Here is a 26,215-nt window from a genome sequence, read left to right as displayed (position 1 = left end):
TTTACGGGAGCGATGGGATGTCAATGAAGGAACAAATTATCGTTTTGGGCGGAGGCATTATCGGATTGTCCTGCGCGCTTGAGCTGCAAAGGCGGGGCTACCAAGCCGTCTTGCTGGAGACAAAGAGCTGCGGCGGGCAAGCCTCAGGAGCGGCTGCGGGCATGCTGGCTCCCTACTCGGAGAATGTAGAGGGCCCCGATGCTTTCTTTCAGCTTTGTTTGGAGAGCTTGCAGCTTTACCCGGAGTGGCAGAGGACAGTCCGGGAGATTTCCGGCCAGTCGTTTGAATATACGGAGTCGGGCAGCTTATACGTGGCATATCATGATGCCGACCTGCTGGCGCTGGAAGGCAGGCTGTTATGGCAGCGGGAATACGGTTCTTCCGGTTCTATCGTGGAAGGTGCCGCACTGCACCGAATGGAGCCGATGCTGACAGGCGATGCAAGAGCTGCGTTGTATACGCCCGAAGAGAGCCATATCTATGCTCCCCACTATGTGCGTGCGCTTGAGGCAGCATGCCGAAGACTCGGTGTGCACATTTATGAGGAGCTGGAACAGCTTGAAATTGTGGAATGGAAGAGCGAAGCGGTTGTTCGTGCTGCGGATGGGCGCTTCTTCGAGGGAGACCAGTTGCTCGTATGCTCCGGTGCATGGGCTCAGCAGCTATCGGATACCTTTCAGATGAACATTCCCGTTTATCCGATTCGCGGGCAGATTTGTGCTTACGAGGTAGATGCTCAGCCGGTTTCGCATATGGTCTTCTGCAATCAAGGCTACTTGGTTGGCAAAGCAAACGGCACGCTGGTCTGCGGCGCTTCAGAGGACGTAGCGGGTTACGACACAGCAGTTACCGAGAAGGGCATTACCCGCCTCCAAAACTGGAACAAGCAGCTGTTTCCTTTTCTGCAGGACCAAACGCCGTTTCACAGCTGGGCAGGCCTTCGACCAGCGACGCAGGACGGCTACCCCCTAATCGGACCAGTACCGGAAACGAGCAGGGTAGTGCTTGCCGTGGGACATTACCGTAACGGTATTTTGCTTAGTCCGGTGACTGCGCTGCTGGCGGCTGATTATATTGCAAGCAAGCTGCATGCGGCCTTTCATCAAGCTTTTTCACCGAGTCGCTTCGGCTAGTCTCAAATAGGTAGCTCTTATAATCGATCCGTTTATGCCCTCATCTAGTGATGAGGGTCTTTTCTCGTTAATTTTGCTTGGATAGCCAATGGGCGGCCTTTGAGACCACTTGAGTTTTTTTAAGAGAAGTGCATGCCAACTCCACTTGGAAGCTGTAATTAGAGAAGTACCTAAGGATGTACTCAAGGCTATGCCTAAGGATGCACTCAAGGCTATGCCTAAGGATATGATCGATGATGTGCCCAAAGATTTACTTAAAAACGCATCCGAAGATGTAACTAAAAATGTACCTAACGATTCTCCGATTTCTATAACAATTGAGTCAGTAACTACGCTTGGGAGCATTAATGCAGATGCGGATGGTGTGTTTCAAGCCATACTGCAATATCTTTAAATAAACGAACTGAAGAGAATATCGATATGCGTTGCTTACATCCGTTTGAGGGGGAGATGGTTAAGAATGGTTATGATTTAGAGGGAATTCCTCCCGCTAAAATTGCTTTCTTTGCTGAGTATATGAAATAAAGGGAATTTCTCCCGTTAATTCAATCGTTTTTAGGTGTTTTCTGCTTTAGACCTGGGATTAACGGGAGAAATTGCAACTAAATGCCTCAAAATCCTGAAATCCCTTAAAATAGCGGGAAAAATTCCAGCTAAATTAAAAATGGATTGAAGTCATACTAAAGTGAGTGAGACAGAGCCCCCCGAGATGGAGAAATCTTCAAAATATAGCCAAACCGTACGCTGGCTTGAATAGAATCAACGCGAGATACTGATTGCTGCTATGGAATGGATACGAGGGAAGGTTCCCGGTTCGTTAACGGGGTGCAAGAGCAACAAGAACAATAAGAGCTGCTATAAAGCTTACTTCTTGCTGCCGCGCCTCGCATCCAACTGCTTCTGTGTTTCCCTCTGTACTTCTTCGATGCCTGCTTGCTTAAGCTCCTCGTTAAACTTGGGGAGGATCGCATCAACATCGACAGTGCCAGTCATGAGGCTTGGATAGTATTTTTTCCAAATCATCTCGATGTTTTCCACTTGGGCCGCCAGATTGGATAAATCAGGAGTAAAGCCGAGTACGGTAGACTTGACTGCATCAGCATTGTTTTTACGGAATTGCTCCCATTTATCAAGGGGTTCCGGGTTATCGCCGCCCATAGTTCTCAGGATAAACCAGTTGCCCTGCGTATATTGTACGCCTGCATAGCTTGCTGGCGCATCCGCGATCGGATTGCCTTCGCTATCTTTGCCGGGAATGGGGATCGCCTGCCCATTTTCGCTCAGCCTGTAATGTACCCCTTCAATGCCATAATTAAATAAGTTTCGTAGTTCGGGATCGGTATTGAGCAGGTTCAGAAACTTAATAGACTCAATGGGATGTTGGGTATTGGCATTTACAGCCATGATTCCCCCGCGAACGGACTCCGTGGTAACGATATTGGGGGTGACGGGATTCGATACGACCTTGTAGCCGCGATCCTTGCTCCATGTCGTCTCCGAGATGGGGCCGCCGCCGGAGGACTTCCAGAATACCTTATCCCCGCGCTTAAGTCCGCCAGGCTCCCGCAGCGCGGCGTCTTTGTTTATAAAGCCTTCCTTATAGTAACGTCTTAATGTGTCTAATATTTGCCGAGCTTCCTTGGTCTCAAAGATATTCACAACTTTAGCGTCAGCATCCAGAGATTTTACCATTAAGGGTACTTTATTGTTTACTATATATTCGTAGCCATAAAGAGCGAAAAAATTATGCGAATCCCGATCTAATTCCATAGGGATGTAAGCAGGCTCTTTCTGCTGAATCATCTGAAGCAACGGTTCAAGCGATTCCAGCGTATTGTATTTGGAAATGTCGATATTGTACTTTTTTACGATGGAAGCAGGGTACATCCAATGATCACGCACGGCAAGCTCTTTATTGGTCGGAACGCCATAGATGCCTCCGTCATTCATTTGTACCCCCTGCCAAAAGATAGGGTCAACGGTGTTGTACAGATCCTTGCCTAGACTCGTAAGATAATCATCAAGCTTCAGCCATGCGCCGCGCATTGTCGTAGTTGCATAGTTGGATGCAAAAGCAATGTCGAACGGAGTTCCTGCGGAAATAAGGGTATTCAGCCGATCTTCATACTCTTGCCAGCCAACCTTGATATAGGTGATCGTCACGCCAATTTTGCGAGCTGTGATTTCATTGATTTTATCATTTACAAGCTTCAGATCCTTGTCGGGCTCTCCAATTGTGTAGTAGATCAGATTTACGGTTTCGCTATAATCGATATTATCGATATTTCTGCTCGGCGGTCGGGAGCAGCCGGTTGAGTACGCTGAGAGCAGCAGTATGATACTGATGGTCATGAAGATACGTTTGTATCTAGAGCACTTTTGCATCCATATTCTCCATTCTGCCTTGATCGTTGTTATCCTTTTCCCCGCAGATCAGAGGGTGATTTCCCGAAAAAGCTTTGAAAATGGGTATAAAAATAATTGAGATTATTATAGCCTACGGAAATGGCGATAGATGAAATTTTCTCATCTGTTGATTGGATGCGCTCCTGGGCGAGCAGCATACGATAAGCCATTAGATATTCTGAAAATTTCATTCCTGATTCTTTAAGAAATAATTGTCCAAGGTAGGTGCTGTTCATCTGGAAGAGCTCTGCCACCGATTTTAAAGTGATGTTTTGTGTATACTCGGTTTTGATCATCAGCAGGATGCGGTTGACAAGCTTGGAGAGGCTGTCATAGCTCACACCTAGCACCGGGTCCTTGTTCAAGCTTTCGCTGCTTGCATTGCCTATGGTCCCATGAAGATCTTCAATAATAATTTTCTCAATCACTTTCTGCAGCTTGGTACGATCCAGAGGCTTGAGCAGATAGTCTTTAACGCCGCAGCGAATGGCTTCTTGGGCATACTTGAATTCACTATAGCCGCTCATAATGACATATTTGGTTGGGATTTGGAGCTCGTTCAGTCTTTGGATCGTTTCATAACCAAGGTCCTTGCCAACGCAGACATCAAAAATCGCGACATCCGGCAGCAGGTCTACAACCTTGGACATGGCCGCTTCCGTAGATTCGCATGTATCTATTCGGCTGAAGCCGTATTGTTTCCAGTCCAGGATTCGCTTCATTCCCTCTAAAATTTGCGGCTCATCATCCATGATCAGCAGTTTGTACATTCGTGGTCACCTCTTTTGGAATCCGTACAGAAATTTTAACGCCAGCTTCCTCGTTATTTGCAATTTCAATAGAAAAGCTTTTCCCGTAAAAGAAATGAAGCCTTGTGTATACATTGCGCAAACCGATGCTCCCGGAGGAAGTATCATCCTGATTGGACAGCGTGCTTCGCACGGCGTTTAAACGCTCGGCTTGTATGCCGCGCCCGTTATCGACAAATTCCAATACATACTCATGTTCGCCTTCCCAGCCGTTAACGATGTAAAGGTTAAACTCATGGCTTGCGTTAAATCCATGGATGAAAAAGTTCTCGGCCAAAGGCTGCATCCAAAATTTCACGGTAGGGATCGAGAGCAGCGCAGGGTCTACATTGACTTGATAGAAAAAACGTTCTGGATACTTAAATTCCATAATCTCTAAGTATTTATGCAGCAATTCCAGCTCACTTGCAATCGTAATAATATTTTCTTTTTTGACGATTTCGCGATAAAGCGCTCCTAAGGTAGCGATGGCATCTGCGGTATCCCTATCCTGGTTAACCAGGGCCGTGGAGCGGATCACCTCTAACGTATTGTATAGAAAATGGGGATTGATCTGATTTTGAAGAGCTTTCATCTCGGTTTCTTGCTGTTTTAGCTTAAATAAATATTCATTGCGGATATGTTTATCCAACTGCTGGATCATATCGTCTAATTCCCTTGCGATCATGCCATATTCATTGCGGCGGTAGCGGGCAGGGCGATTAGGCGTGAAATTGGCTGTTTTTACCCGTCCAATCGATTGAATAATGCGGTGCAGGAAGCGGGAATCATCCCGCAAATTGTACACAATGAGCAGCAGCACGCTAATCATGGTCGTTAATACGATCAGAAAGATGGTGAACAGCATCTTGGCATGCTGCCGAATCAACATGGATAAATCAACAATGCTAACGAATTTGAAATTGAATTTGGTTGAAGGAAAGGTGATAAAAAAGCTGTGTTCAAAAAGTCCCTTCGAGATATAACCATGACTGCGTCCATTCGCTGCCGCAAGAAGGGATAATTCCTTGAAGCTTTGGCCTTGTCCGCTGCCGATAAGATAGATTTCACCGGAAGCGCTAACTGCAGCGGCCTCTCCCAATCGATAATTTTGAATGGATTTAAAGATTCGCTCACTGCTGACCAAGAAGCGAAGCTCCCCTAATTCCTTAGAGCCGAGTGCTGGATCCGATAGTTTCTTGCGATAGACGAAGCCCTTAAGAATGGTATCTTGGAAAGCTTCATCTGTATTCGGAAGACCGAATAGGAAACTTGCGATTCCGTTATCGTTAAAGTGTACGACATTGCCATACTGGCTGGTATGCAAACTAACCTGCGTGATTCCGCCTTGCGCCCAGCTGTATAAATAGGTTTTTATATCCTCTGGAAAAGATACTAGCGGCTGTGAGAATTGGCTGTTTTCCAAACTATTGGTTAAGTAGCCTTCGGCGCTGCTGCTTAAAAAGCTGCGGGCATCATCCATCAGACCGTGATTAGAGTAGATGCGCTGCATATAAGCCTCAATTCGGTCGGCATCATACTGCAGTTCATTCTCCACACCAGCGAAAGCATTTGCAGCCTCTAAACGGGCATCGCCAATCCATTGATTCAGCAGCATGGCACAGGTCAGAATGCCAAGCGCGAGTCCAATGGTTACAACGAAGATGACATAGGCAATAAACTTGTATCGGTAAATTTTGATTTGTAAAAAAGAGCTCATAGGGCACCTCAATTGCAGCAGCTAGCCATAAAGTAAGCGTTTACCATACCACTTTAACATGATTATGCAAAGCTTCATAGGCAGCAAAAGAAAAGCATCCCATACAGAGTGTCTCTATAAGGGATGCTTTGTTGTTTTACTTGAAGTAGCTATTGATTTGCTCTTGGGCTGCTTTCATAATCGTGTCCATGCCAGCAGACTTTAGTTCAGCGGTAAGCTTCGGAATTACTTTCTCAGGATCGGAAGCGCCAGTAATGAGTTCATACTTGTATTTATCCCATACCGATTGGCAATTCGCTACTTCAGTTTGAAGATTGCTGATGTCCAGCGCAAAACCAAGCAGAGTGGAAGATGTCGCTGCATCGTTCAGCTTTTTAACCTGATCCCACTGATCCTCAGGAGCGCCTTTGGTAACGGCTAAGTTAAAGAACGTAGCTTGCGAGTATGCAGCCAGCGGCCAAGTATCGGAAGTACGCTCGATGACCTTCTCGCCATCGACATTTTTGTAGTCCACGTCTAACTCACCGAATGCAAGCATATTGCGCAGTTTTGGATCTGTGTTCACTAATTCGAGGTACTTCAAAGCTTCCTTCTTGTATTTCGAATTCGCGGAAATGGCATTCAAGGAGCCTTGGATCGTACTTGTTGTATAAATAGGCCCGAAATGCTGAACCATGTCATACTTTTGAACGGCATCATTGATTTGCCAGCTTACTTCCGCGCCTGGGAACGCCTGTGCTGCAAAGAATGGTCTGCCTTTGTCGTTCTCTGTTTTCGTTGGAGCATCAGGGTTGATGATGCCATCTTGATACCATTGGTGCAGGAGCTTCAGATCGGCCATAATGTCAGGCTGTTCAAGAACAGAGACAACGGTACGTGATGCATCGTCAGCTTTGACGCCAATCGGAGAGAAGCCGAGCGTTAGATCGTCATAGTTGTTAAAGAAACCGTTCAAGCCTTCGCCTTGTGTCATTGGCAATGGGTAGAAGCTCTTGCCTTCGCCAGATTTTATGCTGTGCAAAGGAGCATCCAAGTCCTGAAGTGTTTTGATGCTGTTGATATCGATATTGTATTTCTGCACGTATTTATCATCGTATACCCAATATTGCGTTAGCGCAGAGTCCTTATAGGTAGGAACGGAATAATATTTACCGCCAATTTTCGTCCCATCCCATACCTTTTCCGGAATCAATTTGTATAATTCAGGAGTTTCACTTTGAACCAGATCGGTGAGATCGGCAAAAGCTCCCATCGCTACCTGCTTGCTGTATTTACCGCTATTTGTGAACATAATGTCGAAAGGTTCGCCCGTATTCACAATGGTGTTGATTTTGGTATCCCATTCGCCCCAGCTGGCTACCTTGATATCAATTTTTACACCAATCTTCTCAGCTGTATAGGCATTCATAGCATCGATAGCTTTCCCGAAATTATTCGGGACTTGGCCGCCGATTGTCCACCAGACGAGCGTCGGAATATCTTTACTAGGTGTCTCGGTATCCTTTGGTGCATCTGTGGCTGCATTAGATGACTTTGGCGCATTTGTTGCAGCTGGAGAGTTCGAGCCGGAGCAGGCGGCTAGGGCAGCCACCAGTAGGGTGAGCGTACAAAGCATAGAGACGAGCTTCCAAGATTTCTTCATTTCATTTCCCCCTTATTGAAGTTGGTTCACCGTACGCGTAGTACAGCGATCTATCATAAACCAAGCAAGCCTGGCTTATTTCGTGTCTTATCCTTTGACAGCGCCGATCGTTAATCCGGAGATAAAATATTTCTGGAAGAACGGATAGGCAAAGGCTACAGGCAGAACGATGATAATGGCTACAGCCATGCGGGCCGATTCCTTCGGCATTGTTGCAACAAGCACGGCATAGCTAACGCCCATGCTTGCGGCATTTTTGGCAAGGGCATCCACATTGCTCATCAAGCTATTTAGCAGCGCTTGCAGTGAATAGAGGTTCTGGTTGTCGATATACAGCATTGATTGGAACCAGTCATTCCAATAAGAGAAGCAGAGGAACAGTCCAATCGTTGCAATAACTGGCAGGGAGATCGGCAGGATGATGGAGAAAAAGATCCGCAGCTGGCTTGCTCCATCTATTTCGGCAGATTCAATCAGGCCATCGGGAATCGTGCTTTTAAAAAAAGTTTTGCATATAATAACGTTGAACGATGAGACGGCAAGCGGTAGAATAAGCGCCCATACGCTATCTTTAAGTCCCAATAGATTTGTATTAATGAAGTAGCTCGATACCAAACCGCCATTAAAGATCATGGGGATGAATACGATCCAGGTCAGGAAGCCGTTCAGCTTGTAGGTTGGGCGAGAAAGCACATAACCCATGGAGGTGGTAAGCAGTACGCCAAGCACAGTACCCACCGCCGTAACAAGAGCAGATACGCCGAGCGCCCGCAAAATCATCGTTCCCTGCTTGATTACATAGGCGTAGGCCTCACCTGAGAGTGCAACCGGCAGCAGATGGTAACCTGTCTCCCGTATGGAGTCCTCGCTGGACAAGGAGATGGATAGAACAACGATGACAGGGATGACGCAAAGCAGCGCCAAGACGATAAATATCAGATGGAAAGAGAGGTTTACGACGCTGCTTGTTCGGTTGAATTTCTCAAGGCCTGATTCATAAGTCGTTTTCGTTGACATGGCGTGACCTCCTTACATCATCGCGCTATCCGGATCAATTTTGCGAACAATCCAGTTAGCGATTAGAATCGTTGCACAGCCCAGAACCGACTGCACGAATGCGGCGGCAGCCGCCATCCCTAAAGTAGCGGATTTCAGTTGTTTGTACACCATGACATCGATGGTGGTAGACACGTTGAACAAAGAATTGGAATCTCGGGTGACCTGATAGAACAAGCCAAAGTCGGTGTAGAATATCCGTCCAACTGCCAAGATGAACAGCATGACGATAACAAGTTTGAGCATGGGCAAGGTAATGTATCTCGTCTGCTGCCAAATGGAAGCGCCATCAATTACAGCTGCTTCATAATAGGTGCTATCCAGGCTTGTGATGGTTGCCAGATAGATGACCATGCCGTAGCCTAAGCCTTTCCAGACATTTAAGAGAATAAGAAAGTAGGGCCAGTATGCCGGCTCCATATACCAGTTCACAGGATCGCCGCCCATATTGACTAGCATCTGATTGACAATTCCTTTGTCAAAGCTTAGGAACGCCCAGCCTACCGCCGAGACGACAACCCAAGATAGGAAATAGGGGAGGAACATCATCGTCTGATAGACTTTGCTCGCCTTGCGGCTGTGGAGCAGTCCGATCATAATAGCGAGCAGGACGGGCAACACAATGCCTAAGACGATAAAGATAATGTTGTATCCAATGGTGTTTCGAATAATGATCCAAGCGTCATTCGACTTGAATAAGAATTCAAAGTTTTTGAAGCCTACCCAAGGGCTATTGAAGACATTGCTCAAAAATCCGCCGCTAATTCTGAAGTTTTTGAAGGCAATTATGATCCCGAACATCGGGATGAAACAAAACAGGATGTACCAGATCGTTGTCGGCAATGCCAAGAGGGTGAGTTCCGTATCCTGCTTGTGCCAACGAATTCGTAAGCGCTTTCTTTTATCTTGGAGCTGAACTGTCGATTTCATGCCTTTCACTCCTTTCGGTGTCTTCGCGGTGTGCTGCACTTGTTAGGTACATTGTATAGTAGGAGGATTGGGTCGTTCTAGACAACAAACTTGATACCGTAGTCAACAAACGTTAGATTCCCAAAATTTTGCTGGCAGGTGTGTAATCGTGATTAGTTGTACTGGCTTCCAATGCAGGTACTCTGCCATAGCCCGGGCTTCTTTATGAAACGTGCTCCATGAATGGACGTATCAAGATCATAAAAGCTAGACAAGGCGGTGAATGGTCTGATGTGGAATGGCGATTCTTTGTTAAACAAGCTATATAATGAGGCAGTTAGCCAGCACCAAGCTAATGCGAAGCGCGAGCTTCGCAATGAAAGAAGACCCAAACTTAAAGCTGCCCTGCGCGAGGTCATCGGGCAATTCGAGTCTAATCTGGGGCATGCTCCCAAACGGCTGGAGCGTGTTCAATGCGATGGATTTGTCCGCGAGCGGGTAGAACTGTCGGCTACGCCGGAATTGACCTTTGCGGCTTATCTACTAATTCCAGACCATGCAGAAGGGCCTCTGCCCGGCGTGCTCGCCCTACATGGCCATGGTTATGGCAGTCGCGAGATCGTCGGTCTTCGGAAGGATGGTACGGCCGATGAAGAGAAACCGGGCATTCATCAGCATTTTGCGGTTCAATTGGTCAAGCGGGGCATGGTCGTCATCGCGCCAGATGTGATCGGCTTCGGTGAACGCCGATTGCTGTCTGACTTGGTGAAGGATCCCGACACGTCAAGCTCCTGCTACAATTTGTCTACGCAGCTGATGATGCTAGGCAAGACGCTGACGGGCTTGCGCGTAACCGAAGCGTTAAAGGCTTACGGTTACTTAGCTTCACGGCCAGAGGTGAACGCGGGCCGCATTGGCGTGATGGGCTTCTCCGGCGGGGCGCTGATCGGCTATATGGCTGCCGTATTGGAAGCCCGGCTTCAAGCAACGGTGCTGATGGGCTTTACGAATACGGTCAAAGACAGCATATTTGCCGTTCATCATTGCATCGATAATTATACGCCTGGCTTGCTCGTACACGCGGAGCTGCCTGAGCTGATTGGACTGCTTGCACCGCGCCCGCTATTTCTGGAGTCCGGCGAGCAGGATCCGATCTTTCCAGTGAACGGCTTTCGCAAGGCTGCTGCAGAAATCAAAGCCATTTACGAGTCGGAAGGAGCCGGGCATAAGCTTGAAACGGATATATTTCCCGGTGCTCACGAAATAAGCGGGCGATTGGCTTACGATTGGCTGAAAAATGCTTTAACCAACCTAGCGTGACTCTTAGGGATGCTTTCTCTGATCGGCTGCGGAGTGACTCCGTGTGCCGAAGAGGAAAGCATCCCTTTTATATTCGCGAATGATCGGACTGGGAAGGCACAAAAGTTATTCTCATCCAATAGAATGATAGTTTTAAACCTTTGTTTAGGCTCCTCTCATCGCTAGAATATATATAGAAACGACTACTGAGGGAGTGATGATGAGGATGGACGTAACGAGCTATTTACAAACGATTGAGGATACGATTGCTAATGGAAAATACAAGGATCATTGGCATTCATTAAGTGAATATGAGGTTCCCGCATGGTACAAAAAAGCGAAATTCGGCATTTTCATCCATTGGGGCGTTTACGCCGTACCTGCATTTAAGAATGAGTGGTACCCAAGGAACATGTATATCCAAGGCTCGGACGAATATAAGCACCACATTGAAACGTATGGCGACCATAAGGATTTTGGATACAAGGATTTTATTCCGATGTTTAAAGCGGAGAACTTTAATGCCGATGAGTGGGCGGAGCTGTTCCGTCAAGCGGGCGCAAAATATGTGATGCCTGTCGCGGAGCATCATGATGGCTTCCAAATGTATAGAAGCGAATTGTCTCATTTTAATGCCTATGAGATGGGACCAAAGAGAGACGTATTAGCTGAAATGAAAGCCGCGTTTGAGGAGCGGGGCATGACGTTTTGCGTGTCCTCTCACCGGGCCGAGCACTGGTTCTTTCTCTCGCATGGCAAGGAGTTTGAATCGGATATCAAGGAGCCGCTCACGCGGGGAGATTTCTATTGGCCGTCGATGCCGGAGCCTGACCATCATGATCTGTATGGCTCACCTCCGAGCCAGGAGTATTTGGAGGATTGGCTGGTCAGATGCTGTGAGCTTGTGGATGAGTACCAACCGAGAGTTTTTTATTTCGACTGGTGGATTCAAACGGCGGCCTTCAAGCCTTATCTCAAAAAGTTCGCAGCCTATTACTATAACAAAGCCGTCGAATGGGGAATAGAGGTAGCGATTAATTACAAGCACGAGGCCTTTCATTTCGGAACCGCGGTGCCTGATGTGGAGCGGGGGCAATTCGCTGCGCTGAAGCCCTATTTCTGGCAAACTGATACGGCGGTAGCCAAAAACTCATGGAGCTATACGGCGGGCAATGATTATAAAACATCCGTTGAAATTATTCGCGATTTGGTCGATATCGTCAGCAAAAACGGCAGCCTTTTGCTCAACGTGGGGCCTCACGCAGATGGCACGATTCCGGAAGAGGATAAGGAGATTTTGCTTGAAATCGGCGATTGGCTAAAGTTGAACGGCGACGCCATCTACGATACGACCTTTTGGCGAACGTTTGGAGAAGGACCAACCTTGGTTGAGGAGGGCCAATTCACGGACGGGAAGACAAAAGCGTTCACGAGCGAGGATATCCGCTTTACGGTGAAGGGAAGCCGATTGTATGCAATCGTGCTTGTCTATCCGGAGAACGGAGTGGTGAAAATAAAAGCGCTGCGGGAGAAATCTCATGATTTTCAAGGAATTATCAAGGACATCAGCATTTTGGGCTTTGATGAGCAACCGGTATGGGAGAGAACGGAAGAAGCTCTAATCATAAAGACAAAACAGGTGCAAAGCGCGGCTCCAGTCGTGTTTAGCTTGAATATCGATTAATTAGCCAAGAAGAATCCCCATGCTGCTCCAATTATCCGCGCAGCGTGACGGCGATTTTATGGCTGGAGGAAAGCCGCTTAATGAAATAGAACGGCACCGAATAGAGGGGGAGTGCGTCTGCCCTTCGGATACGCTTATGAAACAGGGTCTTTTTGGCATTAGTTTGGCCAAAAGGATCCTGCTTTTTTTGTTCACAGCAGTTGCAAGGTGAGCTTACCAATCGGTTCTGATGGTCATTTCGGAGATGCGGATTCTCATCTAGCTGCCTATCCTGCACGGCTGCAGGAACTTTATGCTGTTTGGTCTAAATGATACTTCTATGTTGTATGGATGCATTAGAATCAGCCCTGTGTGTTACTTTTAGCTCTAAAATAGCTGCTTATATTGTACGTTCTACAACATACGAGCTTAGCGATTGAAGTAATCAGGCATTTGCCTGCAGAAATACAGTGTAGCTAGTCCTGTACTTTTGCTTGTGTATTAGCTTTAAAGCGGTTGCCTTCAAATGCAGGCGTAAATCGTTTCCTTACAATTTACTTTCCCTATATCATTTAGGGCTATTTGGTAGTCATTTGAAACAAAATCAACTCATATAACGCTTGCGAAACTTGGTTGGGGGCAGCCCGATCTGTCGGGTGAAGCAATTGGAGAAATAAGGAACGTTCTCGAAGCCTACATGCAGCGCGATTTCAGCAACCGGCCACTCCGTCTTCAGCAGCAGCAGCTTCGCTTGCTCTAATCGGTATTTGGCTAAGTAATCGATCGGCGTCATGCCGTACACCTGCTTCATGCATCGGGTGATATAGTTGTAGTGGAAATTGAGCGATTCGGACATGGTTTTGCTCGTGATCTCCGTACGGTAATTGTTCTTGATGTAAACTTCCGTCTTCTCGGCGAGCGTGACCACAGGGCTGGTATAGCTTTCGTTTTGACGCAAATCCATCATGCGCAGCAGTTCCTCGAAGGTTTGCTGCTGCGTCCAAAAAGCACTAGATTGGCGTTCGCTTCCGGCCTTGTTCAGCGCCCGCATTAAACGATAAGCTTGCTCGGGATAAGGCAGTGTCCATGCTTTCTGAAGGTGAAGCGAATAGAGGGGAGTTAGAAAACGGTTATAGTGCTCTTCGTGGTTCAAAATGGCATGGTCCAGACCGGATTGCTGCCATTGCCCGATAGCCTGAAAGTGGACCCAATAGAACACGGTATTCTCTTCTGAGGGTTTGACGGAATAATGATATAGATCGGGAAGGAGCAGAAGGGTCTGTCCTTCCGTCAATGACCATCTATGCTCCTCCTCCCCGATAAACAAGCAGCCGCTTTCCACGATGAGCAAATCAAATACGCCAAGCTGCTTTCGGCTTGGGTGCTGGTCGCCAGGCCGATGAAGGGTTACGCCACTTTCTAGGTAATAGGGAAGCGGTGGCGCCGAAAAATAGACATGCTCCGACGTTTCTGACATCGATGATCAGCTCCTTTCTTGTGTGATATTTTATAAGAAATAGGTTATTTGTGTTTGTAGTTATGTTCCATTCTAACGCATAAAATAGAAATCAGCAGCATGAAATTTAAACAATGTTGGAAGAGGAGCAGTGCAAATGGGACAAGCGATTAGCCAAGATCACGCAAAGCCGGTATCCTTGAAGCAAGTGAAGATAAAGGATGATTTTTGGAATTATTATATTAATCTGGTTAGGGACGTTGTGGTGCCTTATCAATGGGATGCGATAAATGACCGGGTCGAGGGCGCGGAACGAAGCGGGGCGGTCAGCAATTTTAAGATTGCAGCTGGTTTGGAGAAAGGTGACTTTTACGGCTTTGTGTTTCAAGATACCGACGTAGCCAAGTGGTTAGAAGCGGTTGCTTATTTGCTGGAGACGAAGCGGGATGAGGCGCTTGAGCAGGTAGCAGACGAGATGATCGACATTATAGGCAAGGCGCAGCAGCCGGATGGTTACTTGAATACGTACTTCACGATTAAGGAGCCAGACAAGAAGTGGACCAACTTGACCGAATGCCACGAGCTGTATTCCGCTGGGCATATGATTGAAGCTGGCGTCGCTTACTATAGGGCTACAGGCAAGCGGCAGCTGCTCGATATCGTCTGCCGGATTGCAGATGACATTGCGGTAGTATTCGGGGATGGCCCCGGCCAAATTGCCGGGTATGACGGCCATCAGGAAGTTGAGCTTGCGCTGGTGAAGCTTTATGAAACGACAAGCAACCGCAAGTATTTGGAGCTAAGCAGCTACTTTATCGATAAACGCGGACAGCTGCCAAACTTCTTCGAAGAAGAGGCAGACCGCCGCGGAAGAACAACGCATTGGAGCAATAACAAAATTCATATTAAACCTGAATATTTCCAAGCGCATGTGCCCGTAAGGGAGCAGGAAGCGGCAGTTGGCCATGCGGTACGCGTTGTGTACATGCTTGCAGGCATGGCTGATGTAGCTCGGGAGACCGGGGACGAGTCGCTCCTTGAGGCATGCCGCAGATTATGGGACAATATTGCTTCGAAGCAAATGTATATTACGGGCGGAATCGGCTCGATGGCTCAGGGAGAAGCTTTTTCCTTCGATTATGATTTGCCAAATGACACGGTTTATTCTGAGACTTGCGCTTCGATCGGCTTGATCTTCTTCGCTCACCGTATGCTGCAGCTTGAGCCTAACAGCCGTTATGCGGATGTGATGGAGCGGGCATTATTCAACACCGTTATTGCGGGCATGTCGCGCGATGGCAAGCATTTCTTTTACGTGAATCCACTGGAAGTTACGCCGGAGGTTTGCGAGGGGAAAAACAAAAACTTCAACCATGTGAAACCGGTCCGCCAGGAATGGTTTGGCTGCGCATGCTGCCCGCCGAATATTGCCCGCTTGCTGGCATCACTGGGCGAATATTTGTATTCGACGAAAGAAAACACCATTTATTCGCATCTTTATATTGGCGGCGAGGCGGAGCTCTCCCTAGGCGCTACGAAAGTGCAGCTTAAGCAGCAATCGAGCATGCCTTGGGAAGGGACAGCGCGCTTTGAGGTATCCGTAGAGAAGCCTGCTTCATTCACCTTGGCGCTTCGTATTCCGGATTGGTCCTCAAAAGCAGCCGTGCTCGTGAACGGAGAAGCTTTTGCCATTGAGGGGAACATCGTGGATGGGTACGCGCATATCGAACGAATTTGGACTGCTGGCGATATCGTCGAGCTTACACTCGATATGCCGATTCTGCGGGTGAGAAGCCATCCGCTCGTGAAGCAGAATGCGGGCAAGGTTGCATTGCAGCGTGGTCCGCTCGTGTACTGCATAGAGGAAGCGGATAACGGCGCGCAGCTTCAGGAGCTTCTGCTGCCGCAGGATGCCGAGCTTGATTTGTCCTTCAACGACGAGCTGATTGGCGGGATACAGGTCATTAAAGCGGATGCGCTAAGGCTTCAGTTCGAGCAGTGGGGAAGCCAGCTGTACCGCACCAACACGGAAGCGGCTTTGGAGTCAGCCAAAGTAACCTTTATTCCGTACTACGCTTGGGCCAATCGCGGCCAAGGCGAGATGGCGGTTTGGGTGAAGGAACGGTTTTAGGAACGTTTGTAGGAACGTTTATAGGAACGGCAGTAAGAACGGTCAACAAAGTGATCATCCCGTTCTGCTTGAGGGATAAGCAGAAGGTTAATTGATATGATGCATGACGCACACCCCGAAAATGGACCTCGGATAACCTTGATGGTTTCTGAGCACAATTTCGGGGTGTTTTATTGTTGTAGTTTTTATATAACACGAATTTAAGCAGATACCGAAATGAGCTGTTTTCATGTTTTGTATGGGCTGATTAATGAATCGTTATGCATTAGATGGAATTGCTCCCACTAAAATAGTTCTAGACGCTGGGCAGAGAAGAAATAGTTGGAATTGCTCCCGCTAATTCAACTGTTTTTCGTTCATATAAGCGTATAATGTGGAATTATAGGGAAAAATTCCATCTAAACGCAGCGGAATATTCAAATTCGATAAATTACCGGGAGCAATTCCCGTTATTCTGCACCTAGATAGGAGTAAGCATATTGAAGCAAAATTCTGACAGGTGGGTTGAGATTATTTATAATGGATATGCTATAATTTGCTGCTGTACTAGGGATTTTAGTTTATTGATTTAATAACTAGAGGATACTTTTAGATCAATCTTACAATGTGCAGGGAGGTAAGTTACATAGTTATAGAAGGTCTTCAACTGAAAAACGTGTCCGTTCGCTGCAAGCCAAGTATTTTAGGTATAGATTCTAAAGTGGATAAGTTGATTAATTTTAGTCATAATTTCTGTAATTCTACTGTTTATGGTGTTGTAAGCAACTCGGGTGCGGGTGCATGGGCTCTGTCCTATACGTTGGCGGGAGAAGCGAAGCTTAATTCTGGAGATATCGTTTCAGGAGATAATGAAAAGTGGGATATGAGAAGGTTAAGGCAGCATAGCTGTTATGTTGGCGATATTCTTTATAAAAGAAATAAATGGGGATTGAAGTATTATCCTACGGTTGAGCAATTACTTGAAGAAAATGTAGTGTTACCTAAGCCGTCGATTAACAACCTAGTAGAACAATTGGAACTTTCGCCAACTCGAATGAATCGACCTTTGCACTTGATCAGCAATGAGCGATGGAATGCGACAGTAGCTATTGGGCTTGCGCAGGGCAAGTCTATATTTTGTTTTCCATTCTTGAATAAGGATTGGAAGGAAAGTCTGATAGTTAGACTAGAAACTTGTAGTTCTCTACTGAAAAATCACCAATGCATTACGATTGTACCTTCTGATAGCGAGTATATACTTACGAATATTGTGGATGAAGTTGTTAATTTGCAGCAGTAATGCAAACTAGTATTTCTAAAAATGCTAATTTCATTGCAATAAGAAATACTCATAGATCCATGGGGAGGGGGACATATGTGTTATTGCTGAAAGCAGAAATTATTTTTCTGGAGTCTGGTTTATCACATGATATAAGTACAAAAATTATAAATAGGCCGGGTATTAATTTAGGCAATAATTTAATTTTTTCAGGCACGATAACTCCAATTGATAATATTGAAAAGTTTATAAGAGGTAATTGGTATGAGGTGAATATCGAAATGCCCAATGTAGAAAACGAAGCATATCAAAATATATCTCCATTTATCGTTACCGGAAACACTTTAACAATACAGACAGGGGCCAGAAAGATTGGTTTAGGAAAAATTATTGATTATTTATATTATATATAAAAAATATTATATGGCCACATTCGAGCTCACACCTCGAATGTGGCTTTCTTTTTGCTATGAAACACTTCCGCTCCCGCAAGATTCCTATACATTACCAGGGCTCCACCTATACTTTTTACATTGTGCTCCATTGTTTTTGAACTTACAATTTAGTTAAATTGAGGAGTCTGACCATTTTAAAGGAAGGGGAGATTGGCGATGGTAAACGTTCAGGATGTGATGGATGCATTGGAGGGACCAGCCGACCCCCAAAATCATAGTGTGGATGGCTTGTGTTTTGGCGACCTGCAAGCTGAGGTAATGGGCATTGCGGTAACCTTTATGGCGACGCAGGCTGTGCTGGAGCAAGCGGTGCGTATAGGCGCCAATTTGATCATTTCACATGAAGGCTTATTTTATAGCCATCATGATGTCACAAACCAAGAGCAAAATTTGGTTGCCGCTGCCAAGAGGCGCTTTTTGGAGGAGAACGGCCTTGCGGTCTATCGGTTTCATGATGGCCTCCATCGCAGTCAGCCCGACGGCATTATGGAGGGATTAATCCGGGCTTTGGACTGGGAAGCTTATGTGACGGAGCATCGGCCTGAGGCAGCGCTGCTGACGATGCCGGAAACGAGCGTCGATCAGGTCATTTTCCATATCAAAAGAAAACTGTCTCTCCAGTACGTCCGCGCCGTGGGAGAGCTGTCAATGAATTGCAGCCGAATTGCGCTGTTAGCAGGCTATCGCGGCGGCAGAGATACCGCAATACCGGTATTTGAGGAATATCATGCAGAATTAGTTATTTATGGAGAAGGTCCAGAGTGGGAGACGCCAGAGTACACGCGCGATGCTCAAGCTATGGGGAAACGTCAATCGCTTATCGTACTAGGGCATGCGGAGAGCGAGCAGCCGGGGATGGAACTAGCGGCTCGCAGGCTGAGTGAACGGTTTCCGATGCTCCCGGTTCATTTTATTCCGGTGGAACCACTTTTTCAAGTAGTGTAAAACGGCTTCATAGCTGCATAACAAGCCAGACAGAGGATATCATCAATCATCATCGAGGTCTAAAAGGAGGAAATAAAGATGGCATTGTACAGCGCGATTATTGTAGACGACGAAGTCTATACCCGAAAGGGCCTCCGAAAGCTGATCGACTGGGAAGGCTGCGGATTTCATATTGTGGGCGAAGCCGACAACGGCGAGGATGCGCTTGAATTAATTAAGACGCTTAAGCCCGCGCTTGTGATTACCGATATTCGGATGCCCGTAATCGATGGATTGGAATTGATTAGACTTGTAACGACAGATAAGGGAACACAGCCCACGTTCATTATTATGAGCGGCTACAATGACTTCAAATATGCACAGCAGGCGATGCGCTATGGGGTGCATGATTTTGTCGTGAAGCCGATTGATGATATTGAGCTGTCGCATATTCTTGGAAAATTAAATGTGGAGCTTCAGCGAGAGAATGAGGAGCAAGCCAGCAGGGAACGGCAGCGCGGCAGCGAAATGATCAAATCGCTTATTCTAGGGGAAGCGGATGAGGTCGCTCTTGCAGAATGGGAGCAGCATCTTCAATTGAAGCATGGGGAGCCCCTCGTGTATCTGTTTGCCGAATTGAATGACAACCATAAATGGCAGCCGTCCGATCTGAAAATATCCGATGCAAGGTTTAGGGATGCCGTCCGCGAGGAGCTTCTCCGGTTAACGGCTTCTGACCGGTTGATCTGCATGCATGAACATCGGAATCGGCTAGGCATATTGCTGCCTCGTGTGCGGATAGCTCCGTTTAATGGGGAGCTTGAGTGCTTTTTGCTTAAGCTGCGAATGGGGCTCGATGCTCATTTCGGCCCGCGTGCATTTTTGTATGCGGGTTCGTTAGTCTCTGGTCTGCCGAGTATCCGCGAGTCCTATATGGCAGCTAAGGAAGCCTTGCTTTATAAGTACAGCCATGAGAAAAAAAGAATCGTGATCTATGATCAGATTCAGTCGGAGCAGCTGAATTATATTGGCTTTGACCAGCTGCGGCTTGACCGATTTATGGAGCAGTTCGAGGAGCAGAAGCTGGCAGAGATCAGAGCGACCGTTGATCAGTGGTTCGATGATTTTGAGCAGAAGCATTACGCCCCAGAAGCTGTGAAAATGAATGTTCAGCAATGCCTCATGAGAGTGATGAAGACGATTCGCGATATGGAGGGTGAAGAGCATAGGTTATCCACGCTGGAGCCGCTGCTTAACTGGCATGATTTGAACCTGACGCTTGGCGAGCTAAAGAGGCTGTTTGTTGCTTTCATCGAAGAGAGCGGGCAGTTAGTTACGGAGCTCAGAAAGGAACAGCAGAAAGGCGGCATCCATAAGATCAAATCCTATATTGAAGGTAATTTTTCCCGAAATATAAGCCTCAAAAGCATAGCTGCCCAGTTTTATATCAATCCCGTTTATTTGGGGCAGTTGTTTAAGAAAACCTACGGCGTCTATTTCAATGAATTTTTGCTTCAATTGAGAGTGAACGAAGCGAAGCGGCTCCTTCGGCAATCCTGCTCGATGCGGGTCTATGAAATAGCGGAAAAGGTTGGCTTCAGCAATGCGGATTATTTTGTGACCCAGTTCGAGAAGATTGAGCATATGACACCAACGGAGTACCGCAACAAGCTGATGTAAGCTTGCTCTCTACCATCATCCCGTTTTCGGGAAAAAAGGGGAATATTCGCGTGAAGCTGCGCCTGAGTCTCAATAATGTCCGTTTGCGCAACAAGATGCTCATTCTGTATCTTTTTTGCGTCTTTATTCCAATCGTATTCACGAACGTGCTGTTCTACAATGTGACCACCAATAATGTTAAAAATCAACGCATGAAGGACATCTCGCGCGCGGTCGAGCAGATCAACATTGACTTTCGGTCTGAGGTTGAGGATGCCGTTACGATTTCATCGGTCTTTTATACGGATTACAATTTGAATCAAATCTTGGAAACCGACTATGACGAGCCAGCTGCCTATATCGAGGCCTATGATACCTATTTTCGCAGAATCTTGAATACTTATCCCCCGGTGTATACCTCTATTCAAAACATTAAATTTTACGTGGAAAATCCAACGATGCTGCATTCGGGCGGCATTGGCTATTTGTCGAGTGAAATGAAGCAAACCGACTGGTACCAAATGCTGAATAAGCAGGACGACGCCTACCCGATCTTTGTCCGGACGCAGCAAGAGGACCTTTATTTGAAAACGGATACAAGCACTGCAAAAAATACGTTTAGCATCATTCGTGCCATGAACTATTTTGAATCCAAAAACCATTGGCAAAAGTATTTGAAGATTGATCTGAAGGCAAGCACGATCGAGCAAATCTTCCAGAACCAGAATTTACAGGGCAATATCTATTTAGTTAACGATAAAGGGGACATCGAATTCACGACGGACCCTGCGGTAGATTGGCGCATGGATTCCGTTGCCTATAAGGCGCTGGAGTTTCCGAAGGATGCGATTGAATTTCAGGCCGAATACTCGTATGTGAGTTATTTGGAGGACTGGCGCATTATTGCGACGATTTCGGAGGAAGAGGTGCTGAAGGATGTGCGGCAGTCGAGAGAGTTTATTTTTGTACTGGCCTGCCTGAATATCTTTATTCCGACATTAATTATTTTATGGATTACGCGTTCCTTGAACGAGCGGCTGGTTCGAATTTTGCGGCATATGAAAAAAGTGAAAAACCAAAATTTTGATACGATCAAGCAAGGCGAATACTTGGATGAAATCGGACAGCTAACAAGTGAATTCAACCGAATGACCATCCAGGTGAAAAGCTTGATTGATGATGTGTATGTTGCGGACATCCAAACAAAGTCTCTTGAGCTGGAAAGACGGAAGGCTCAGTTGAACGCACTGCAAAGCCAGATTAATCCGCATTTTCTATTCAACGCGCTGGAAACGATCCGGATGCGCAGCCTGATTAAGGATGAGACGGAGACAGCGAAAATTATTCATAATATGGCTAAAATATTTAGAACCTCGCTCACATGGGGCAAGGACCGCGTGATGGTAAGCGAGGAAATTGAATTTATTGTTTGTTTTCTGGAAATTCAGAAGTACCGCTTTGAGGACCGGATGGATTACCACATTGATGTTGCTCCTTCGGCCAAAGGCTGTCCGGTGCCGAAAATGATGTTTTTGCCTTTTGTCGAGAATGCGAGCATTCACGGCATCGAGCCGCTGAGGCATGGAGGCAAAATTGAGGTAAAGGTCGAGCGTGAAGCGAATGAGCTGATCTTTACCATTAGAGATAACGGCATCGGCATGAATGAGGACAAGGTTAGGCAGTTTTACGGTTATTTAGACAGCGAGGAAGAGATCGGTGAGCGGATTGGTGTGCAAAATGTCATTTACCGCATGAAGCTGATCTATGGCGATCGTTTTCACTTATTGATCGAGAGCAGCCCCGGAGCAGGCACGTATATTCGGGTTAGGGTTCCGTTGGAATAGTGATGCTGCTGCTGGCCAGCGATTGAAGATATATGCTTTCCTAAGCAGGAACTATAGTTTAATGGGTAATCAAAGTGCATGGCATTTTTTATAATGAAAATGCTTACAAAAACAAATCGAACACGAGAGGGGTTAGAAAAAGTGAAAAAGAGAATGGTAATGATTTGTTTGGCTGCTTTCATGGTATTTACTGCTGCATGCTCGAATAGCAATGGCGGAAATACAAAGCCAACAGACAGCACGAACAACCCTAGTGAAACGACAAATTCAGACACAAAGCCAGTTGAAAAAGTAACCTTTAGTTATTTTAACGGCGTAGCCGCAGCTAAGGATACGAACACAAACGAGACAACAATCGGAAAAATTTTGGAGGACCAGACAGGTGTCAATTTTAAAATTGAGCATTTGGTCGGTGACCTGAATACGAAGGTTGGAACGATGATTGCTTCCAATGCTTATCCGGATGTCATGATTCCGGATGCTGCAATCGACAAAATTTTAGACGCTGGTGCTTTTATCGCCCTGGATGACCTTATTGAGAAATATGGTCCGAACATTAAACGGGTATATGGTCCATATTTTAATCAAATGAAAGCTGCGGATGGGAAAATTTACTTCCTGCCTTTCTCTAATACAGTTGGAGAATATATTCCAGATCCAAATATCAACCAAGGTGCTTTCTGGGTTCAACGCCGCGTGTTAAAAGAAGCTGGCTACCCAAAAATCAAAACGCTTGACGAATACATGGAACTCATCAAGAACTTTGTGGAGAAGCACAAAGATGAGGACTTAACTGGTTACGTAGCCCTGACACATGACTGGAGGTTTTTCGCAACAGCAAACCCGCCAATGCATTTGGCAGGTTATCCGAATGACGGAAATGTCATTGTCGATATGAACACGTTTGATGCGAAGACATATGCAGCAGATGAGAATACGAAGCGCTGGTTGCAGAAGCTGAATCAAATCAATGCAGATGGTTTGTTCGATAAAGCTTCCTTTGTAGACAACTACGATCAATATTTGGCGAAATTGACTTCTCATAAAGTGGTTGGATTCTTCGATTACGGCTGGCAGTTTGCCAATGCGCAAAATGCGCTTAAAGACGCAGCTAAAGTAGACCCGACGCAGGATGATTTTGTATACTACCCGCTTCCGATTACATTTGACGGCCAAAAGGACCAATATCTTGACCCTCCTGGCTTTGTTAAAAACCGCGGCATGGGCATTACCGTAAGTGCCAAGGACCCTGAACGCATCGTTCAGTACTTGGATAATCTGTTGACAGACGAGAACCAAATTCTTCAAAAATGGGGCATTAAAGGGGAAACGTACGAAGTCAACGATCAAGGTCGGATGTACCGTACAGAAGAGCAAATCGCCAAGATTGATGAGCCTTTCAACGAAAAGTTTGGCTTTAAGTATTATTCTTGGAACTGGCCGCTGTACAACAACGGATCATCCTTGCCAGATGGCAACTCCGTAGCGCCGGGAATGCAAGCAGAAGTATTTCAAATGAGCTTGACCAATGAAGACAAAACTATTCTCGAAAAATATGGTGTGAAAACCTATTCGGAAATGTTCGCAGCGCCAGATGACCGTCCATGGTATCCAGCATGGGGCATTCCGAAGGAGCAAGGCTCCTCGCAGCAAATTTGGGAAACGAAGAAAGACGAAGTTACGAAAAAGTATTTCCCGAAACTCGTCTTGGCTAAACCGGCTGACTTTGAGACGGTGTGGACAGAGTACACTAACGCTTTCGGCAAGCTGGACACGGCAGCCTATGAGAAATGGACGACGGAAGAAGTGAAAAAGCTGATTGAAGCAGTTAAATAAAAGGGTTAAGTAACGGTGGAGGACCGGACTTATGCAAGTGTAAGCCGGTCCTTCTTCTTATTCGCCTGATTCAGTCCGGAAGGAGAGAGATATGATGGATAGTAAACCAACAATGTCAACGTCAAGCCTGGTGTTGCCTAAGAAGCCAAAAGGACTGAAATATTTTGGTATCAAGCTGATCGAGCAGCGCGTGCTCGTTCTGATGTCTGTTCCATTCCTAGTATGGTTGTTTATTTTCAAGTACATGCCTCTGTGGGGGTGGACCATCGCATTTCAAGACTATAAGCCGGCCAAAAGCTTCGGTGAGCAGAAATGGATCGGGTTCGATCATTTTCAATTTTTGTTTCAGGATGAACGCTTTATCCGTGTCTTGCGCAATACACTGGCGATGAGCGGAATCAATCTGGTTCTCGGCTTTGTAACGGCGATTACGCTGGCATTGCTGCTTAATGAGGTTCGCAAGGTTGCTTTTAAACGGATCGTGCAAACGGTTAGTTATTTGCCGCATTTTATTTCATGGGTCGTTGCGGCAAGCATTGTCCAAACGACGTTATCGCCGGATGGCATTATTAATCAGATTTTGCTTTGGACTGGTTTTGTTGAGAAGGGCGAGGAAATTTTATTTCTAGGCATTCCTGAATATTTCTGGGGCATCTTCGGAGCAAGCTCCGTGTGGAAGGATGTAGGCTGGAATACGATCGTTTATTTAGCTGCCATGACGATGATTGATCCTGCTCAATATGAAGCGGCAGAGATGGACGGGGCAGGACGCATCAAACGGATGTGGTACGTCACGCTTCCGGGTATTAAACCGGTCATTATCGTACTGCTGATTATGAATATCGGGTATTTGCTGGAATCGGGCTTCGAGCCGCAATATTTGCTGGGCAACGGCATGAACGTCGACTTTTCCGAAAACCTTGACATATTTGTTCTAAAATACGGAATTGCGCAAGGCAACTACTCGCTTTCGATTGCGGCGGGCATGTTCAAAACGATCATTAGCTTCATTTTACTATTTGCAGCGAACAATCTAGCGAAACGGATGGGTGAGTCCAGACTGTTCTAGAAGGAGGGGTACAGCATGAGTCAATCAGCAGCAAAAGCTGTGTCGTCGAAAAAAAGCCGCATACGCTCGTCGAACGGCGACCGAATTTTTGATATTTGCAATTATATTTTTCTTACCTTACTAATGGTTGTAACCTTGTATCCTTTCCTGAATACGGCCGCGGTCTCGCTCAACAACGCGACAGATTCCATCAAGGGCGGTATTTATTTGCTGCCAAGGATATGGACGCTGGACAACTACGCTTATGTACTGAAGGAGTCAACAATCTTCCATGCTACGCTCATATCGATCCTTAGAACCGTTATAGGAACGATTGCCACGGTATTTTGCTCGGCGATGGTTGCTTATACGATTACGAGGCAGGAATATGTGCTGCGGAAATTTGTGACGATTGCCTTTATTTTGACCATGTATTTTAACGGTGGATTAATTCCAAACTTCTTGCTTATCCGCGACTTGGGACTGATCAATAACTTCTGGGTTTATATTTTTCCGGGCTTGATAGGTGTGTTCAATCTGATTATCATTCGCTCTTTTATCGAAGGGCTGCCGGAGAGCATTTTGGAGTCAGCAAGAATTGATGGCGCAGGCGATTTTAAAATGTTTTACAGTATCGTCCTGCCGCTTTGTGTTCCGGTGCTGGCGACGGTCGCGCTGTTCTCAGCGGTATACCAATGGAATCAATGGTTTGACGTCTTTCTGTACAATTCATCGAATATCGATCTCAGCACGCTTCAATATGAGCTGCAAAAGATTCTTCAGAATTCAAATGCATCGCTGACGACGAAGTCAGCGGGTGACGCCTTTGCGAATGCCGGAAATTCGGGTGCGAATACGGTTACGCCATTTGCAGTTCGCGCAACGATGACGATTGTGGCATCCTTGCCGATCATTATGGTCTATCCGTTCTTGCAGAAATACTTCGTCAAAGGGATGACTGTTGGCGGCGTTAAGGGCTAGTGAATGA

20 protein-coding genes are annotated in these 26,215 nt (G+C 46.4%); 13 read left to right on the top strand and 7 right to left on the bottom strand.

All coding sequences use genetic code 11. The features are described from left to right. Window positions 1-23 precede the first annotated feature (23 nt). On the top strand, window positions 24-1,133 hold the full coding sequence (thiO, locus tag FJQ58_RS12220; RefSeq protein ID WP_139993938.1) for a glycine oxidase ThiO: 1,110 nt from the start codon (window positions 24-26) through the stop codon (window positions 1,131-1,133). A 190-nt stretch (window positions 1,134-1,323) separates the two neighbouring features. After that, window positions 1,324-1,527, top strand: coding sequence for a hypothetical protein (locus FJQ58_RS12215; RefSeq protein ID WP_139993731.1), 204 nt, complete (start codon window positions 1,324-1,326; stop codon window positions 1,525-1,527). Window positions 1,528-1,997: 470 nt separating this feature from the next. Here the strand turns inward: FJQ58_RS12215 and FJQ58_RS12210 are convergent, their stop codons facing one another. From FJQ58_RS12210 to FJQ58_RS12185, 6 genes are all read right to left on the bottom strand, one after another. Beyond that, window positions 1,998-3,518, bottom strand: coding sequence for an ABC transporter substrate-binding protein (locus FJQ58_RS12210; protein ID WP_139993729.1), 1,521 nt, complete (start codon window positions 3,516-3,518; stop codon window positions 1,998-2,000). Between the two features lie 29 nt (window positions 3,519-3,547). After that, window positions 3,548-4,309, bottom strand: a complete 762-nt coding sequence (locus FJQ58_RS12205; protein WP_139993727.1) for a response regulator transcription factor — start codon at window positions 4,307-4,309, stop codon at window positions 3,548-3,550. Then, window positions 4,284-6,047, bottom strand: coding sequence for a sensor histidine kinase (locus FJQ58_RS12200; RefSeq protein WP_139993725.1), 1,764 nt, complete (start codon window positions 6,045-6,047; stop codon window positions 4,284-4,286). Before FJQ58_RS12200 ends, FJQ58_RS12205 begins: the two co-directional genes overlap by 26 nt. Window positions 6,048-6,183: 136 nt before the next feature. Next, window positions 6,184-7,689: an ABC transporter substrate-binding protein gene (locus tag FJQ58_RS12195; protein ID WP_139993723.1), complete on the bottom strand. Its 1,506-nt coding sequence runs from the start codon at window positions 7,687-7,689 to the stop codon at window positions 6,184-6,186. An 87-nt stretch (window positions 7,690-7,776) separates the two neighbouring features. Then, on the bottom strand, window positions 7,777-8,706 hold the full coding sequence (locus tag FJQ58_RS12190) for a carbohydrate ABC transporter permease (RefSeq protein WP_139993721.1): 930 nt from the start codon (window positions 8,704-8,706) through the stop codon (window positions 7,777-7,779). Window positions 8,707-8,718: 12 nt separating this feature from the next. Continuing rightward, a complete protein-coding gene (locus tag FJQ58_RS12185; protein ID WP_139993719.1) occupies window positions 8,719-9,675 on the bottom strand; it encodes an ABC transporter permease in 957 nt (318 codons plus the stop codon). Window positions 9,676-9,945: 270 nt separating this feature from the next. On the opposite strand from FJQ58_RS12185, the gene FJQ58_RS12180 reads away from it, so the two are divergent. Then, window positions 9,946-10,974, top strand: a complete 1,029-nt coding sequence (locus FJQ58_RS12180; RefSeq protein WP_139993717.1) for a dienelactone hydrolase family protein — start codon at window positions 9,946-9,948, stop codon at window positions 10,972-10,974. Window positions 10,975-11,179: 205 nt separating this feature from the next. Further along, window positions 11,180-12,637, top strand: coding sequence for an alpha-L-fucosidase (locus FJQ58_RS12175; protein ID WP_139993715.1), 1,458 nt, complete (start codon window positions 11,180-11,182; stop codon window positions 12,635-12,637). A 583-nt stretch (window positions 12,638-13,220) separates the two neighbouring features. Here FJQ58_RS12175 and FJQ58_RS12170 read toward each other — a convergent pair. Then, window positions 13,221-14,093 carry a helix-turn-helix domain-containing protein gene (locus tag FJQ58_RS12170; RefSeq protein WP_139993713.1) on the bottom strand — a complete coding sequence of 291 codons (873 nt, stop codon included), beginning with the start codon at window positions 14,091-14,093 and terminating at the stop codon, window positions 13,221-13,223. Window positions 14,094-14,229: 136 nt separating this feature from the next. On the opposite strand from FJQ58_RS12170, the gene FJQ58_RS12165 reads away from it, so the two are divergent. From FJQ58_RS12165 to FJQ58_RS12125, 9 genes are all read left to right on the top strand, one after another. Further along, on the top strand, window positions 14,230-16,203 hold the full coding sequence (locus FJQ58_RS12165) for a glycoside hydrolase family 127 protein (protein ID WP_139993711.1): 1,974 nt from the start codon (window positions 14,230-14,232) through the stop codon (window positions 16,201-16,203). A gap of 700 nt (window positions 16,204-16,903) precedes the next feature. Then, the gene (locus tag FJQ58_RS12160; RefSeq protein WP_139993709.1) at window positions 16,904-17,482 is read left to right on the top strand and encodes a hypothetical protein; all 579 of its coding nucleotides are present in this window, start codon (window positions 16,904-16,906) and stop codon (window positions 17,480-17,482) included. 77 nt (window positions 17,483-17,559) lie between these two features. Continuing rightward, complete coding sequence (locus FJQ58_RS12155) at window positions 17,560-17,874, top strand: hypothetical protein (RefSeq protein ID WP_139993707.1); 315 nt, start codon at window positions 17,560-17,562, stop codon at window positions 17,872-17,874. 198 nt (window positions 17,875-18,072) lie between these two features. Then, window positions 18,073-18,861 (top strand): Nif3-like dinuclear metal center hexameric protein, encoded by a 789-nt coding sequence (locus tag FJQ58_RS12150; protein WP_139993705.1) that lies wholly within the window; start codon window positions 18,073-18,075, stop codon window positions 18,859-18,861. A 78-nt stretch (window positions 18,862-18,939) separates the two neighbouring features. Then, window positions 18,940-20,520, top strand: coding sequence for a response regulator (locus tag FJQ58_RS12145; RefSeq protein ID WP_139993703.1), 1,581 nt, complete (start codon window positions 18,940-18,942; stop codon window positions 20,518-20,520). 95 nt (window positions 20,521-20,615) lie between these two features. Then, window positions 20,616-22,343, top strand: a complete 1,728-nt coding sequence (locus tag FJQ58_RS12140) for a sensor histidine kinase (protein ID WP_139993936.1) — start codon at window positions 20,616-20,618, stop codon at window positions 22,341-22,343. Window positions 22,344-22,442: 99 nt separating this feature from the next. Next, a complete protein-coding gene (locus FJQ58_RS12135) occupies window positions 22,443-24,179 on the top strand; it encodes a type 2 periplasmic-binding domain-containing protein (RefSeq protein WP_202915260.1) in 1,737 nt (578 codons plus the stop codon). A gap of 91 nt (window positions 24,180-24,270) precedes the next feature. Next, a complete protein-coding gene (locus FJQ58_RS12130) occupies window positions 24,271-25,248 on the top strand; it encodes an ABC transporter permease (protein WP_420799832.1) in 978 nt (325 codons plus the stop codon). 15 nt (window positions 25,249-25,263) lie between these two features. Then, the gene (locus FJQ58_RS12125) at window positions 25,264-26,208 is read left to right on the top strand and encodes a carbohydrate ABC transporter permease (protein WP_139993697.1); all 945 of its coding nucleotides are present in this window, start codon (window positions 25,264-25,266) and stop codon (window positions 26,206-26,208) included. Window positions 26,209-26,215 lie beyond the last annotated feature (7 nt).

The sequence above is a fragment of the Paenibacillus paridis genome (assembly GCF_006345825.1).
GTDB lineage: Bacteria > Bacillota > Bacilli > Paenibacillales > Paenibacillaceae > Pristimantibacillus > Pristimantibacillus paridis.
The sequence above is the reverse complement of the archived record's forward strand: the minus strand, read 5'-3'. Positions and strand labels throughout refer to the sequence as shown.